Here is a 14,765-nt window from a genome sequence, read left to right as displayed (position 1 = left end):
AATCGGCTGCTTTTCCGGCCTGTTCGCCCGTGTTAGAGCATGACCGCGAAAAGCGCGAGCGGGTTTTCGCAAAAGATCGCGCTGTAACAAACGGTTGCAGCGAGTTTCGAAACCGTCGGGATCGAACCCGGCCACACCTTCCCTCGCGGAACCAGAGCAAAAGACCTGAGATGACCGATACCAGCATCGACGCATTGAACCAGAAACTCGACCGCCTGATCGAGGCGGTCAGCCGCCTCGCCCCGCCGCCTGTGCCTGAAACCGACCTTGGCGGAGCCGATTGCTTCGTCTGGCAGGCGGATCCGGGTTACCTGGAGCCGGTGCGCAAGGTGAACCGCGTCGACATCGGCCTGATCCGCGGCGTCGACCGTGTGCGCGACATCCTCGTCGACAACACAGAACGCTTCGCCTCCGGCTATGCCGCCAACAACGTGCTTTTGTGGGGCGCGCGCGGCATGGGCAAATCGTCGCTGGTCAAGGCCGTGCATGCCGCAATCAACGCCTCGCCGAAACTCGACCGCCCGCTCAAGCTGATAGAGATCCATCGGGAGGACATCGATACGCTGCCGAAGCTGATGACGCTGCTGAAGGCCGCGCCTTACCGCTTCATCCTGTTTTGCGACGACCTCTCCTTCGACCATGACGATACCTCCTACAAATCGTTGAAGGCAGCACTCGAAGGCGGCGTCGAAGGCCGCCCGGCCAATGTCATCTTCTACGCCACATCGAACCGCCGCCATCTTCTGCCGCGCGACATGATCGACAATGAGCGCTCCACCGCCATCAATCCGTCCGAGGCGGTCGAGGAGAAGGTTTCGCTCTCCGATCGCTTCGGCTTGTGGCTCGGCTTCCACAAATGTTCGCAGGACGAATATCTCGAAATGGTCAACGGCTACGCCAGCCATCATGGGCTCGACATCGACCCTGGGCAGTTGCGGGCCGAGGCGCTGGAATGGGCGACGACACGCGGCAGCCGATCGGGCCGCGTCGCCTGGCAGTTTACGCAGGACCTGGCTGGCCGGCTCGGCAAGCCGTTGAAGGACTAGGCGGGGTACAACGGGTGGGCAGGAGCCGGTCACAAGCTTCGTGGCCGACCCTGGACGCCGGGTTGTCTATATCGTGTTCATTCCCGCACAGGCTTTATGCTTCCCAGGACCATCGGAATATCGGTTTGTATCCCGAGTGCGTCAGTCGCCCAGGCCTGCATTTCTGGTGAAGCATCACCTGATTTCAGGATGGAAATGGCCAGCTGGGACATGTCTGTGGGCGGCTTGGTATTGATCACCGCATAGGAGAAATAACCGGCCAGAGCGGCACTTGCGATCGAAATGACCGGCGCAACAATTAAAGCAGTTGCTCGCACATGCGATTGCCAGCGATGCGTTGGGCTGGCGGACGGAAGTTCATCCTCTTCGACAGATTCAGTCATTCCACTCTCCTTGCAGAGCGTCGAGAATGACTTTCCTCTACATTAGTTAAAATGCAGATAACCGCTTTTCTGACTGCGGCCCCGGTTTTGGAACGACAACATACATTGAGACAACGACGTGCATCCAGCAACCAACTGAAAAAGCCCGCTCCTTGCGGGGCGGGCTGAGCCGGCGGGCCGGACTGGAGGTCAGGCGGCCCGCAAATCGCTTTTTTTATTCTATTCGAAATAGCCCCGACTATTCGAGATAGCCGGAGGGATCGACCGGGGCCGAGTTCTTGCGCACTTCGAAGTGCAGCTTCGGCGAGTCCGTCGTGCCGCTCATACCCGACAGCGCGATCTCCTGGCCGCGCTTGACCTTCTGGCCGCGCTGGACCTCGATCGAGCTGGCGTGACCGTAGACGGTGACCAGGCCATTCTCGTGCCGCACCAGCACCGTATTGCCGAATTCCTTGAGGCCGTCGCCGGCATAGATGACGACGCCATTCTCGGCCGCCTTGACCGGCGTGCCTGCCGGCACGGCGATGTCGACGCCGTCCTTGCCGGAACCGAAGCCGGAAATGACGCGGCCGCGCACCGGCCAGCGCATCTTGCCTATGCCGGTGGCGTCCGGCGCCACAGCGTCGTCATCCTCGGCCTGCTGGATGACCTTGGCGTCTTTCTTCGGCGGCGTGTAGGAAGCCAGCGTTTGCGACGGCGTCGTCTTGGCCGTCGGCTGCGTCGTGGCTGTCGTCACCGGGTCTACCGTCGCCGGCTTTGCGGCGGCCACCGTGGCCGTTCCGCCGGCCGGCACCTTCAGCGTCTGGCCGATCTTCAGCAAGCCGTCCTGCATGCCGTTCGCCTGCTTGATGGCGACAACCCCGACGCCAGTCTTCCTGGCGATCGAGGAAAGCGTATCGCCCGACTGCACCGTATAGGCGCCGGCGCCGGCCTTGGGCGCGGCGGCGGCCGTTTGCGGCGCGGGCTTGCTGTCTTTGGGCTTGTTCGCCGCGGCCGAAGCATCGACCTGCGCGGCTGACTTGCCCTCCTTGAGCTTCGGCTGCTGCGGCAGCACGGCAACCTTTTCCGGCGCGGTGGCCGGCACGTCGCGCTTGCCATTAGCGGGCTTGGCATCGGCCATCTTGGGCTCGGCCTTGCTGGAATAGGCGTAGGCCGGAATGATGATCTTCTGGCCGGTCTTCAGCCCCTTGGTCGCGCTCAGCCCGTTGACCTTCATGATCACGTCGGCCGGCACCTTGTAGTGCTGCGCCAGCCCGGAGATCGTTTCACCGTCCCTGACGACGATTTCGGTGGCATGCGCCGTGCCGGCTGCCTTGGCGTCGGGCTGGGCATCCTTGAAGGGCTTGGCCGCGGGAGCAACCGTGCCGGTCGCCGTCCGGTCGACATGCGGTGCCGGGCGCACCAGAGCGGGCGCCGATGCAACACGCACCGGATTGGCGGCGGGTGCCAGCGCGGGAGCGGGCTGCGCCTGGGCGACCGGTGGCGGCAGCGGCCGCGTCGACACCGGCTCGAGGCTGGAGCGGCTGACCGACTGCGTGTGGCTGCCATCGAGCGGCGCGGCCGCGACATCCCCCGGATAGGGCTGCTGCACGGCATCCTGCTTGTTGATGATGGCGCGCTGATTGTTTGTCGAGGAGGTGAAGACGTCGTCGACGCCGTTGAACCGCGACACTTGCGAGCTGCACCCAGCCGCGGCACCCGCGATCATGAGAACAGCGCAGCCCCGCGCCAAATTGCGATTGTTTGCCTTCAAAACACTGAGTTGCATCGCACTAACCCGCACAAACTCTGCACCAACTGGACAGGATTAAAGCGCGTTAATGTTACTGGTCGGTTAACCCCTTAGAATCAGACGCAAAATTTCTTAAAATATTTGAGGCCGCCCAGACTGCCCATATAGAGGCACGCGCAGCCGCCGTTGCAGGCCGGCTGACATGGACAATCCCTAGATAACGGCCGCCAGGCTGCGCAATACCGGCTGCAGGCGCACGAGGCCGATATCCTCGCGCTCGAAACGGCTGCCGACCTTGGTGAGCTTGGCCAGCACCTGCTCGCCCTCCTCCGGTCCGATCGGCGCGATCACGATGCCGCCGCTCGACAACTGGTCGAGCAGGAAACGCGGCAGGCTGTCGAAGGCGGCCCAGGCGACGATCCGGTCGAACGGGCCTTCTGCGGCCAAACCGGAGGAACCATCCACCTGGCGCGCGATGACGTTGCCGATGCCGAGCGCCTCGAAGCGCTGCCGCGCCTGTTCGACCAGCGTCTTGTAGCGGTCGATGGTGACAACCCGGCCTGACAGGCGCGACATCACCGCTGCCGTATAACCGGAGCCGGTACCGATCTCGAGCACGCGATTCCCGACTTCGATGGCGAGTGCGGCGATCACCGCCGCCTGCATGTCCGCGCCCTCGATCGCTTCGCCGCATTCGATCGGCAGCATGCGGTCCGACCAGGCGATGGAATGGAATTGGGCGGCCAGGAAGCCGCGCCGCGGTGTCGCCTCGAAGGCCGCGATCAGCGCCTTCGGCACGGTCCCCCTGCCGCGCAGGCGCAGCAGGAAGGCGGCAAATCCTTCTCGGTCATCGATCGGCAGGTTCATGCAAGGGCCTTGCTCAGCTGGTCACGAATCTCATGCGCTGTGAGGTCGAGCTGCAACGGCGTCACCGACACCAGGCGATTGCGCAGCGCAAAAAGGTCGGTGCCCTGCTTGCCCTCGACGGGTTCGCGGCCGAAGCGCAGCCAGTAGTACGGCAGCCCGCGCCCATCGCGGCGTTCCTCGACCCACAGGCTGTGTACGAGCTTGCCCTGCGAGGTGACCACCGTGCCGGCGACCTCTTCAGGCAGGCAGTTCGGAAAATTGACGTTGAGCAGCACGCCGTCCGGCAGCGGCGTCGCGACGAGTTTCTTGAGCAGCGCCGGCGCCAGCGCCTCGGTGGTCTCGTAGGGAACGACGCGGTCCTCGCCGATAGTGCTGTAGCCCTGGCTGAGCGCGATCGAGCGTATGCCGAGCAACGCGCCCTCCATCGCGCCGGCGACGGTTCCCGAATAGGTGACGTCGTCAGCGATGTTGGCGCCGGAATTGATGCCCGACAGGATCAGGTCGGGCGCGCCGGGCAGAATCTTCTTCACGCCCATGATGACGCAGTCGGTCGGCGTGCCGCGCACGGCAAAGTGCTTCTCGCCGATTTTCCTCAGCCGCAGCGGCTCCGAGATCGAGAGCGAGTGCGCATAGCCGGACTGGTCCTGCTCCGGCGCCACCACCCAGACATCGTCGGACAATGTGCGCGCGACGCGCTCGAGCGACGCCAGGCCCTCGGCATGAATGCCGTCGTCATTGGTCAGGAGAATACGCATTATTTCGATTCGATCTTTTCCAGCCCGCCCATATAAGGCCGCAGCACTTCAGGAATGGTTACGCTGCCATCCTCGTTCTGGTAGTTTTCGATGACGGCGATAAGTGCGCGCCCGACAGCCGTGCCTGAGCCGTTCAGCGTATGGACGAAGCGGTTGCCCTTGCCGTCTTTGTCCTTGTAGCGGGCTTCCATGCGCCTGGCCTGGAAATCGCCGCAGACAGAGCAGGACGAGATTTCGCGATAGGCGTTCTGGCCGGGCAGCCACACCTCGATGTCATAGGTTTTTCGCGCGCCAAAACCCATGTCCCCGGTGCACAGCACCATGGTGCGGAACGGCAATTCGAGCCGCTTCAGCACTTCCTCGGCACACTCGGTCATCCGCTCATGCTCGGCGAGCGAGGACTCCTGATCGGTGATCGACACCAGCTCGACCTTGTAGAACTGGTGCTGGCGCAGCATGCCGCGCGTGTCGCGCCCTGCCGAGCCGGCCTCCGAGCGGAAGCACGGCGTCAGCGCGGTGTAGCGCAGCGGCAGTTTCTCATGGGCGGTGATCTCCTCGCGCACGAGGTTGGTGAGCGGCACTTCGGCGGTGGGGATCAGGCCAAGCCTGCCGTCCCCATGCGGGGTGAAGAACAGATCCTCCTCGAATTTCGGCAGCTGGTTGGTGCCGAAAAGAACATCGTCCTTGACCATCAGCGGCGGGATGACTTCCTCATAGCCATGCTCGGTCGTGTGCAGGTCGAGCATGAACTGGCCGATGGCGCGTTCCATCCGCGCCAGCCCGCTCTTCAGCACGGTGAAGCGCGAGCCCGACAGCTTTGCCGCACGCTCGAAATCCATCATGCCGAGCGCTTCGCCGATCTCGAAATGCTCCTTCACCCAGTTCGGGCGGGTCGGCACCTTGCCGATGATATGCTTGACCACGTTGTCGTGCTCGTCCTTGCCGACCGGCACATCGTCGAGCGGCACATTGGGCAGCACCGCCAGCGCGTCGTTCAGCGCCTTGTCGAGCTCGCGCTCGCGCGCCTCGCCGTTCTGGATGAAGGTTTTTATCTCACCGACTTCGGCTTTCAGTTTTTCGGCAAGGGCGGCATCGCCCGAACGCATGGCATTGCCAATCTCTTTCGAGGCGGCGTTGCGGCGTTCCTGCTTGGTCTGCAGCTCGGTAACATGTTCGCGCCGCGCCTCGTCCCTGGCGATCAGGTCATCGACGGTGGACTGCGCTTCCTCGACCGACCACGAGCGCTTGACCAGCGCCTCGACAAGGGCCTTCGGGTTGTCGCGAATCCATTTGATGTCAAGCATGGTCTGAAAGCTCCTGCGGTAGCTTGCCGCCAAAGCGCGCGGCGGTTTGCGCTACGATATGCTCCAAGAATATAGCCTGAAACGCATCGTCGGTTTCGCGATGCGTTTCAGGCCAGAGGGGGTAAACCGCATCTCTGATCGATGCAAGATCGGGCTTGCTGACGGCAGGGGCCGCGAGCCCGCTTTCGAGTGGTGAGGGATAGCGCGACAGTCCAGAAATAAAAAACCCGCCTCGGCGGCGGGTCGTTGGCGCAAATCAGCACCATAACCGAATATGTACCATAGCGGCGGGCACCAAGTCAAGAAAAAATTCCTATCGGCACCGGGCCGCGCACCGATTCCGAGGCCGGCAGCCCGCAGGGGCGACGCGCCTGCCCTATGTGGAGGATGCGTCTGCCGGCTTTTCCGCCACCTCTTCCTCGGATTGCTGCTTCTCCCGCGCCAGGCGCTCGCGCTCCTGGCTGCGTTCAATCATCCGCGCCGACCAGATGGCGACCTCGTAGAGCAGGATGGTCGGGATGGCGAGGCCGATCTGGCTCATCGGGTCGGGCGGCGTCAGCACCGCCGCGACGACGAAGGCGATGACGATCGCCCATTTGCGCTTCTCGGCCAGCGCCTTGGATGACAGCATGCCGACGCGCGTCATCAGGCTGGTCACCACCGGCAGTTGGAATACCAGGCCGAAGGAGAAGATCAGCGTCATGATCAGGCTGAGATATTCCGACACCTTCGGCAGCAGCGAAATCTGCACCTGGTCGTTGGTGCCCGACTGCTGCATGGCGAGGAAAAACCACATCACCATCGGCGTGAAGAAGAAATAGACCAGCGAGGCGCCCATCAGGAACAGGATTGGCGACGCGATCAGGAACGGCAGGAAGGCGTTGCGTTCGTTCTTGTAGAGGCCGGGCGCGATGAACTTGTAGATCTGCGTGGCGATCAGCGGAAAGGCGATCACCATGCCGCCGAACATGGCGAGCTTGACCTGCGTGAAGAAGAATTCCTGCGGCGCGGTATAGATCAGCTCGACCTTGTGCGGGTCGAGCCCCGCCCATTGCGTCGCCCATTTGAATGGCACGACAAGTAGGTTGAACAGCTTCTTGGCGAAGAAGAAGCAGACCAGGAACGCGGCGAAGAAGCCGCCGAGCGACCAGATCAGTCGGCGGCGCAACTCGATGAGATGCTCCATCAGCGGCGCCGAGGATTTCTCGATCTCGTCCTTTTCCTTGTCCGAAACGCTCACTTGGCGGCTCCCGCCGTCTTTTTGGCCACCGGCTTCTTCGCTGGAGCCGGTTTCGCCTCGGCCTTGGTCGTCGCCGCCTTGGCTGCTGCCGGTTTTGCAGCCTTTGACGCCGCCACGGGCTTCGCCGGCGCTTTGGGTGCTGGCGCGGGTTTGGCGGTCGCCGCTTTCGCAGGCGTGGAAGCTTTCGCGCCGTTCGCCGAAGCCTTGGCGGGCTTGGCCGCTTTCCCTGCCGCAGGTGTCTTTGGCGCCAGCTCTGTCGGCGCTGAGGACGCCACCACCGATTCATCGGTCATGACTGGGAAGATCGGCGCGGCCGGCGCGGTATCGGGTTCATTGGGCCCCGGCATGGTGGTCGCGCCGTTCTTCAACGGTTCGGCCGCCTGCGGCACCGAGCCGGCGGGCGCTGCCGTATCGACGGCCGGCTTCGGCTTCATCGCCGCGTCGACGCCGGAACGTACATCGGCGGCCGCCTGCTCGAACGGATTGAGCTGTTTCCTGATCTCGGCAACCGGGCTGAGCCCCCTTAGCTCGTCGACCGATTTTTTGACGTCGTCGAGCTCCGCTTCCTTCAGCGCCTCGTTGAACTGCTTCTGGAAATCGGCCGCCATGGCACGCAGCTTCGCCGTCGTGCGGCCGAAGGTGCGCAGCATGTTGGGCAAATCCTTCGGCCCGACGACCACGATCATGACGATCGCGATCACCAGCATTTCGGTCCAGCCGACTTCAAACATGGCTATCCGTTCCGACTAATGCATGCCGCCCAAAAGTGCGAAGCGGTTCTGGGACAACGACACGCACAAAGCAACAACCCTTGGCTCAGCTCTTGCTGGCCTTTTCCTTCGCTGCCGAAACGGTTTCGTCGGCGCGATGTTCGACGGTACGCTTGTCGTCGGCAACGTCGTCGTCCGCCATGCCCTTCTTGAAGCTCTTGATGCCCTTGGCCATGTCGCCCATCAGCTCGGGTATCTTGCCGCGGCCGAACACCAGAAGCACGATGACCAGCACGATCATCCAGTGCCAAATCGAAAATGAACCCATAGCAACTCTCTCTCGAATGGTTTCCCTGGCGATGATCTATGCGTTTTCGCGTTGGGATTCAAACACAACCGCGACAGAGTTTATGAAAGGGTGTCGGATGTCACGCATTTTCGGCAATGCGGTCCGCTACCAATCGGCGCATCTGGCCCGGGAAAGCCTCCAGGAACAGAGGCTTGCGGTCAATCTTCCGTGACGCGCGGCGTCAGCAGGCCGAGTTCCTCGAGATCGATATCGGTCAGCGGATCCTCGTCCTCGGTCAGTACATCCGGGTCCGCCGGCGGCTGCGGAATGGAGAAATTCGAAGGCATGCGGCCCGAAAGCAGGCCGGCACCCTTCAACTCCTCCATGCCGGGGAGATCGCGGATTTCCTCGAGCGCGAAATGGTCGAGGAAGGTTTCGGTGGTGCCATAGGTGACGGGACGGCCGGGCGTTTTGCGCCGGCCGCGCATGCGCACCCATTCCGTTTCCAAGAGCGTATCCAGCGTGCCTTTCGAGGTTTCGACGCCTCTGATGTCCTCGATCTCGGCGCGCGTTACCGGCTGGTGATAGGCAATGATCGCCAGAACTTCGAGCGCCGCGCGCGACAGCTTGCGCTGCTGGACGGTGTCGCGGCTCATCAGGAAGGCGAGATCGCCGGCGGTGCGAAACGCCCAGGCATCACCGACCCGCACCAGGTTGACGCCGCGCCGCGCATAGATCTGCTGCAGCTCGGCCATCGCGAGGGCGATGTTGATGCCATCGGGAAGGCGCGCGGCCAACTGCTTTTCGCTGACCGGCTCGGCACTGGCGAAAACGATCGCCTCGGCCATGCGCACCGCCTCCGCCATATGCAGCCGCTCGGCGGGATTCTGCGCCGGATTCTGGGTCGGATTCTGAACCGAAGCCTGGTCGACCTCGCCCTCCTCCGGTTCGTTGTCCATCTTGAACGGGACAACCGAAGCGTTGGCGCGTTCGCTCATGATGCCACCTCGACTGCCTTGATTGCCTGTGCGCGGTGGTCGCGCAGATAGATCGGCGCGAACACCTCGTCCTGCCGCACATCCATCTTGCCCTCGCGCACGAGTTCCAGTGTCGCCGCGAACGAGCTGGCGATCGCGGTGCGCCGCTCTTCCGGGCTGGACAGATATCGGACGAGAAAACTGTCGAGCGCCGTCCAGTCCTGCAGCGAGCCGATCAGCCTTGTCAGGATATCGCGGGCGTCCTTGAGCGACCAGACGCCGCGCCTGGCGATCGTGACATTGGTGATTGCCTGCTTCTGGCGCTGCTGGGCATAGGCGGTGAGCAGATCGTAGAGCGACGCCGAATAGGCATTGCGCTTCTCGATGATGACCATTTCCGGCATGCCGCGCGCGAACACGTCGCGGCCGAGGCGGTTCCGGTTGACCAGCCGCGCCGATGCATCGCGCATGGCTTCCAGCCGCTTGAGCCGGAATTGCAGCACCGCCGCCAGTTCCTCGCCGCTTTCGCCTTCCTCGCCCGGCTGCTTCGGAATCAAAAGCTTCGATTTGAGGAAGGCGAGCCACGCCGCCATCACCAGATAGTCCGCGGCGAGCTCAAGTCTTAGCGCCCTCGCCGTCTCGACGAAGGCCAAATACTGCTCGGCGAGCGCCAGGATGGAGATGCGCGCGAGATCGACCTTCTGGTTGCGGGCAAGATGCAGAAGAAGATCGAGCGGGCCTTCGAATCCTGCGACGTCGACGACCAGCGACGGATCGCCGGTCAGCCGGGTATCATCGCTTTCGGCCCACAGGCGGTCCATCGGTGCGGCCTTCCCGGCCTTGCTTTCCAATGCTTCCGCCACGTCCCGTTCTTCCCTCTGTCAGGCCACCGCATCGAAATAGGTGGCGAATTCGGCGCGTATCTCGGTTTCTTCAGCCGCGTCGCGTTTTTCTATATAGGTCATTGCCCGGTTTGCGCGCTCAAGCGACTTGCCCTCAAGCCCTTTGGTTCGCGATGCGATGCCCGCCATCTCCTCGAAAACGCCGTTGCAGTGAAGGACCAGATCGCAGCCGGCCGCAAGGATCGAGGCCGCCTTTGTCGGGAAATCCCCAGAAAGTGCCTTCATCGAGGTGTCGTCGCTCATCAGCAGCCCATCGAAGCCGATCTCGCGGCGAATGATCTCGTCGATGACCTTGCCGGAGGTGGTTGCCGGGTTTTTCGGGTCGATCGCGCTGTAGACGACATGCGCGGTCATGGCCATCGGCAGGTGGTTGAGTTCCCTGAACGGCGCAAAATCGTGCCGCTGCAGCTCGCTCATCGAAGCGTCGACGACAGGCAGTTCGAAATGCGTGTCCGCGAAAGCCCGGCCATGGCCGGGAATATGCTTCATGACCGGCAGCACGCCGCCAGACATCAGGCCTTCCGCCGCGGCGCGGCCGAGCTCGATGACCGGGCGCGGCTCCTTGCCATAGGCGCGCGCGCCGATGACGTCGCTCGCCCCTTCGATCGGCACGTCGAGCACCGGCAGGCAATCCGCCGTGATGCCGTAGCGCAGAAGGTCGAAAGCGTGCAGCCGCGCCATCAGCCAGGCGGCGCGGGCTCCGGCGTCATGGTCGTCGCGCCACAGCGCACCGAGCGCGCCGCCGGCTGGATAGTTCGGCGCCAGCGGCGGCCGCAGCCGCTGCACCCTGCCGCCTTCCTGGTCGATGAACACCAGCGCGTCCGGGCGTCCGATGCAGTCGCGCATCTCGGCGACCAGGTCGCGGATCTGCTCGGTCTCGCTGATGTTGCGGGCAAACAGGATGAAGGCCCACGGGCATTCATTGCGATAGAAACTGATTTCTTCGCGGGTGAGCGATTTCCCGGCACAGCCGAGGATCATGGATTTTGATTCGGTCATGCCGACGAGTCTAGAATCTTCCGCGGCCAAAGGGAATCACGTCGAAAAGTGCAAAATGAAAACCGGCGCGGCGTTGAGGCCGCGCCGGTTTTCAAACTGCTCTCCTCCGACACGGGAGGTGAATGACTACCTCGACACGAAGCAGTTGCCGCCGGCAGCCTTGTAGCTGGTGCACAGATTGATGGCATCGTTGCGCGACTGCGCGGGCACGCGGACGCGGTAGAAAGTCCCCTTGCCGGCGATCTCCGCCTTGACGATGTTGGCGGTGCGGCCGGAAAGCACGCCACCATAGCGACGCTGCAGATCCTGATAGGTCGACTGCGCGCTTTCGACCGTCGGCTGCGAGGCGATCTGCATCGACCACGAACCGCCGCCGGTCGAGGGCGCCGCGGGACTGATGGAGGCAACCTGATCGGGCTTGACCTCGCCGACCACGTCGACCGGCTGGTCGGACGGGCGCTGCGGCGCGACCGGAACCTTGGCCGGCGTGTTGGCCGACTGGGCCTTGGCTTCCGCCTTGGGCTCGGCCACCGGTTTCAGGGCTGGCTCGTCGTCCGCCTGCGCGGCGTCCGGCGCCACCGTGCCGGTCTGGTCGGCATCGGCCTGAGCCGACGGCGCGACATGTTGCGGCGCCGGATCGACCGGCTCCACGGCAGCCACTTTCGGTGCGGCAGGCGCCGGATCCTCACGCGGCACCAGCGACCCGTCCGATTTGACCACCATGGTCCTGACCTTGCGCGGCGCCACGGCGACGACGTCGGGATTCGTTCCCTTGTCGGCATCCTGGAGAACCTGCGCGATACGATCCTCGGACTTGGCTGCGGGCGCGGCGTTGTCGGCTGGCGCCGCTACGGCGGTTGAAGCATCGCCGCTGTCGCCGTCCGCGCCGGCTGCGGTCTGGTCGGGCGAGAGATCGACGGCGCGAGCCGGATCTTTCGCCGCCACATCGACCGGTTCCTCGACATTGGTGACGAGCTTCTGCTGGACCGGCTCGGCGGGCTTGGCGCCCTTGGCCACCGCGTCATAGACCTTGTTGTCCTGGTTCGGCACCACGGCGCCGCCCGGGTTTTCCGGCTTGACCTTGATCGGTGCGTTGTCCGCCTTGACCAGGACCGGGGCGTCACCGCTGCCCTGGCCGCCCGGAGACAGCGCGAAGGCGCCGAGGCCTCCGGTGACAACGACTGCACCGACAATGGCGGCGATGAGCAGGCCGCGCCTGCGCGGCGACCCGCCGGCCTCGCGTTCGGCGAGACCAGGAACCGACATCGCCTCGTCCAGCTCGGGATCGTAGTCGAGCTCGTCGACGGCAAAATCGTCGGCCTGTGAAACCGGCTGGCTGCCGGGCAAGTCGTCGACGTCGAAGCCATTGGTGGCGTCGGCATAACCCGCCGGCGCTGTCGCGCGGGCAGACATTTCCGCTGGCCGTGCCGCGTAGGTGCGCGCCTCGGGCTGATAGCCCGGCTTGAGCCCCTCATAGCCCGGCTTGAGCGTCTCATAGCCCGGCTTGAGAGCCTCATAGCCCTGTTCAAAGGCATCGTATCCCGACTTGAAGCCGGGATTGTAGGAGTCGTCGGCATAGGGCGCGCTGGTGTTTGCGGGAGCCGCAGCGACATCCACTGTATTCATCTCGGTCAGCAGATTGGAGAATTCGGCGTCGAGATCGTCGTAGCCGGGCGCGGCCGGCTCATCCTCTTCGAAGTGCAATTCCGGAATGTCGAGATCATCCTGAAGCGCCACGACGCGCTCCGGCACATCGACGGTCTCGACATCAGGCATCTCGTCATCGAACGCGGACTGCTCGCGCTGTGCGGCGGCCGGCGCCGCATAAGCGGCAGGCTCGGCCGCACGATAGGTCGGGACCGCGGCAGACGGCGCCGCGGCCATGGGGGCCGCCGAAGCCATCGGCTGGGCGGTAAAACTCGCCTGTTGCGGCTGTGGGACCGGCGTAACCCGGCTCCACGAGCGGGCCGGCTCGGGCGGCGTGGACTGCATCGTCAGCCAATCGAGGGGATCGTCGCGGAAAGTTTCCGGCGCGGCGGGATCCGCGGCGACGTCTTCATCCCGGTCGATGCCTTCGGCCAGGTCGATGCTTGCGGCGAGTTCCGCTTCGAAATCATCGCCTTCAGAGGCAGCGGCATGCGCGCCGAGGTCCTGGTCCTGAAGCTCATCGAGCATGAGATCGTCAAGATCGACGTCAGCGGCCGAGACCGCCTGATGCTGCTGCGCCGCCGCAGGTTCGTCCAGGTTCCAGTCGAGGTCACCGGCCGCCGGTTCTTCGTCGGGTTTCGCGGTCGCGGCGACAGGCTGCTGAACCGCTACCTCCTCCTCGGCCACCGGCGCCGAGCGTGCGCTCATGGCGCCCAACAGCGCGTTCAACTCGTCTTCAAGGCTACGCTCGTCGGCGGCGGCATGCACCGGTTCGGCCATAGCCGGGGCGGCCGGATGAACGGGGGCAGCCACAGGCTCAGCGGCCGGCTCGTCCGTCGCTTCGGCAAGCGCGTCGTTGAAATCCTGCTCGAAAGCATCGTCCAGCGGCTCATCGGCGGCCAGGTCTGCCGCCTCGCCTTCCGCATCCGTCGCCTCGGCGAACACGTCCTCCATTTCGTGCGCATCTGCCGTCTCGGCGATCACGTCATGCGCGTCAAGCGCATCCGTCTCCGCAGCCACGGGCGCATCGGTCGCGACCGAGTGATCGGCAGCCAGATCGAAATCGATATCCGCCAGCCCGTCGTCGAAAGCCGTGGCGTCATCAAAGCGATCGCCAAAATCCTCTTCGGAAACCGCATGGTTCGCGTTCAGCGCCGCCTCGACGGGAGGCTCGACCGGAGCCGCGGCCGCTTCAGGCTGCTGCTCCGCCACGTGACCATCGAGCATCAGTTCGTCTTCGAGCGAAAGGGCAAAGCCATCGTCGAATTCATGGTCGACGGTAGGCTCCGCGACAGGCTCCGCCACTTCGGCGGCCAAGGCGGGCTCGGCCGCATCGGTCGCGTCATCAAGCCGGAAGTCCTGATCGAGCGATGCCGCAAGCTCGTCCGCCATGGGCAGATCGTCATCGAGCGGCGAAACGCCATCGAGAGAGCTGGCTACCGCATCGTCGAAATCCGTATCGAAAGCGGCATCGACGGTTGGCGCGGCCTCGGCAACAGCGTCGTCGGCACCATGCTCATCGTCGAGCTGCATGTCGTCGAACGCCATGGCGAGTTCGTCATCCATGCCGTCGGTAGCGGCGGCGTCGAACGCCGGCTCATCAACATCGGCGACCGTCGCGGCGTTGCCTTCGGCAAAGTCGAAGTCGCCCATCAACTCCTTTTCGAGATCGATGTCGAAATCGACCTCCTGCGCCTGCTGATCAGCGGCGGCTTTCGGTTGGGCGGGCGCCTGTGGCTTGACCGGCTGGCGCGGGTCGAACCCCATGATCCTGGTCAGTTCCGCGAACGGATCATCGTTGGCGATGTCGTTGTTGTCGGCTATTCTCAGCTGGGTTCTGTCTGCCATTATTGTTCCCGAACTCGCACTCATTCGGACGCCATGGACGTCGCGCAGGGTTGGCCCTTACCAGCG

13 protein-coding genes are annotated in these 14,765 nt (G+C 63.9%); 1 reads left to right on the top strand and 12 read right to left on the bottom strand.

Annotated features, from left to right (window positions below):
- Positions 1-170 precede the first annotated feature (170 nt).
- On the top strand, positions 171-1,046 hold the full coding sequence (locus FJ953_RS05075) for an ATP-binding protein (protein ID WP_140561514.1): 876 nt from the start codon (positions 171-173) through the stop codon (positions 1,044-1,046).
- Between the two features lie 77 nt (positions 1,047-1,123).
- On the opposite strand, the gene FJ953_RS05070 is transcribed toward FJ953_RS05075, so the two are convergent.
- From FJ953_RS05070 to FJ953_RS05015, 12 genes are all read right to left on the bottom strand, one after another.
- A complete protein-coding gene (locus tag FJ953_RS05070) occupies positions 1,124-1,429 on the bottom strand; it encodes a hypothetical protein (RefSeq protein WP_140555283.1) in 306 nt (101 codons plus the stop codon).
- A 238-nt stretch (positions 1,430-1,667) separates the two neighbouring features.
- Complete coding sequence (locus tag FJ953_RS05065; RefSeq protein ID WP_140623385.1) at positions 1,668-3,197, bottom strand: LysM peptidoglycan-binding domain-containing M23 family metallopeptidase; 1,530 nt, start codon at positions 3,195-3,197, stop codon at positions 1,668-1,670.
- Between the two features lie 177 nt (positions 3,198-3,374).
- Positions 3,375-4,028 carry a protein-L-isoaspartate(D-aspartate) O-methyltransferase gene (locus FJ953_RS05060; RefSeq protein WP_140495769.1) on the bottom strand — a complete coding sequence of 218 codons (654 nt, stop codon included), beginning with the start codon at positions 4,026-4,028 and terminating at the stop codon, positions 3,375-3,377.
- Complete coding sequence (surE, locus tag FJ953_RS05055; protein WP_140495768.1) at positions 4,025-4,783, bottom strand: 5'/3'-nucleotidase SurE; 759 nt, start codon at positions 4,781-4,783, stop codon at positions 4,025-4,027. Before surE ends, FJ953_RS05060 begins: the two co-directional genes overlap by 4 nt.
- A complete protein-coding gene (serS, locus tag FJ953_RS05050) occupies positions 4,783-6,087 on the bottom strand; it encodes a serine--tRNA ligase (protein ID WP_140623383.1) in 1,305 nt (434 codons plus the stop codon). Before serS ends, surE begins: the two co-directional genes overlap by 1 nt.
- A 376-nt stretch (positions 6,088-6,463) precedes the next feature.
- Positions 6,464-7,327: a twin-arginine translocase subunit TatC gene (gene tatC, locus FJ953_RS05045; RefSeq protein WP_140495766.1), complete on the bottom strand. Its 864-nt coding sequence runs from the start codon at positions 7,325-7,327 to the stop codon at positions 6,464-6,466.
- On the bottom strand, positions 7,324-8,058 hold the full coding sequence (gene tatB / locus FJ953_RS05040) for a Sec-independent protein translocase protein TatB (RefSeq protein WP_140517126.1): 735 nt from the start codon (positions 8,056-8,058) through the stop codon (positions 7,324-7,326). The genes tatC and tatB overlap by 4 nt, the downstream gene beginning before the upstream one ends.
- A gap of 85 nt (positions 8,059-8,143) precedes the next feature.
- Positions 8,144-8,365: a twin-arginine translocase TatA/TatE family subunit gene (locus FJ953_RS05035; RefSeq protein WP_015317533.1), complete on the bottom strand. Its 222-nt coding sequence runs from the start codon at positions 8,363-8,365 to the stop codon at positions 8,144-8,146.
- Between the two features lie 179 nt (positions 8,366-8,544).
- Positions 8,545-9,324 (bottom strand): SMC-Scp complex subunit ScpB, encoded by a 780-nt coding sequence (scpB, locus tag FJ953_RS05030; RefSeq protein ID WP_140623381.1) that lies wholly within the window; start codon positions 9,322-9,324, stop codon positions 8,545-8,547.
- On the bottom strand, positions 9,321-10,124 hold the full coding sequence (locus FJ953_RS05025) for a ScpA family protein (protein ID WP_140623496.1): 804 nt from the start codon (positions 10,122-10,124) through the stop codon (positions 9,321-9,323). The genes scpB and FJ953_RS05025 overlap by 4 nt, the downstream gene beginning before the upstream one ends.
- 60 nt (positions 10,125-10,184) lie before the next feature.
- On the bottom strand, positions 10,185-11,204 hold the full coding sequence (gene nagZ, locus FJ953_RS05020; protein WP_140517130.1) for a beta-N-acetylhexosaminidase: 1,020 nt from the start codon (positions 11,202-11,204) through the stop codon (positions 10,185-10,187).
- A 126-nt stretch (positions 11,205-11,330) separates the two neighbouring features.
- The gene (locus FJ953_RS05015) at positions 11,331-14,699 is read right to left on the bottom strand and encodes an SPOR domain-containing protein (protein ID WP_140623379.1); all 3,369 of its coding nucleotides are present in this window, start codon (positions 14,697-14,699) and stop codon (positions 11,331-11,333) included.
- Positions 14,700-14,765: the final 66 nt, after the last annotated feature.

This window comes from Mesorhizobium sp. B2-3-6, from assembly GCF_006442305.1.
GTDB lineage: Bacteria > Pseudomonadota > Alphaproteobacteria > Rhizobiales > Rhizobiaceae > Mesorhizobium.
The sequence above is the reverse complement of the archived record's forward strand: the minus strand, read 5'-3'. Positions and strand labels throughout refer to the sequence as shown.

Excerpts from the sequence above, each read along its gene's own strand:
- FJ953_RS05075 (WP_140561514.1), top strand. The coding sequence starts at position 171 with ATGACCGATACCAGCATCGACGCATTGAACCAGAAACTCGACCGCCTG.
- FJ953_RS05070 (WP_140555283.1), bottom strand. The coding sequence starts at position 1,429 with ATGACTGAATCTGTCGAAGAGGATGAACTTCCGTCCGCCAGCCCAACG.
- FJ953_RS05065 (WP_140623385.1), bottom strand. The coding sequence starts at position 3,197 with ATGCAACTCAGTGTTTTGAAGGCAAACAATCGCAATTTGGCGCGGGGC.
- FJ953_RS05060 (WP_140495769.1), bottom strand. The coding sequence starts at position 4,028 with ATGAACCTGCCGATCGATGACCGAGAAGGATTTGCCGCCTTCCTGCTG.
- surE (WP_140495768.1), bottom strand. The coding sequence starts at position 4,783 with ATGCGTATTCTCCTGACCAATGACGACGGCATTCATGCCGAGGGCCTG.
- serS (WP_140623383.1), bottom strand. The coding sequence starts at position 6,087 with ATGCTTGACATCAAATGGATTCGCGACAACCCGAAGGCCCTTGTCGAG.
- tatB (WP_140517126.1), bottom strand. The coding sequence starts at position 8,058 with ATGTTTGAAGTCGGCTGGACCGAAATGCTGGTGATCGCGATCGTCATG.
- FJ953_RS05035 (WP_015317533.1), bottom strand. The coding sequence starts at position 8,365 with ATGGGTTCATTTTCGATTTGGCACTGGATGATCGTGCTGGTCATCGTG.
- scpB (WP_140623381.1), bottom strand. The coding sequence starts at position 9,324 with ATGAGCGAACGCGCCAACGCTTCGGTTGTCCCGTTCAAGATGGACAAC.
- FJ953_RS05025 (WP_140623496.1), bottom strand. The coding sequence starts at position 10,124 with ATGGACCGCCTGTGGGCCGAAAGCGATGATACCCGGCTGACCGGCGAT.
- nagZ (WP_140517130.1), bottom strand. The coding sequence starts at position 11,204 with ATGACCGAATCAAAATCCATGATCCTCGGCTGTGCCGGGAAATCGCTC.
- FJ953_RS05015 (WP_140623379.1), bottom strand. The coding sequence starts at position 14,699 with ATGGCAGACAGAACCCAGCTGAGAATAGCCGACAACAACGACATCGCC.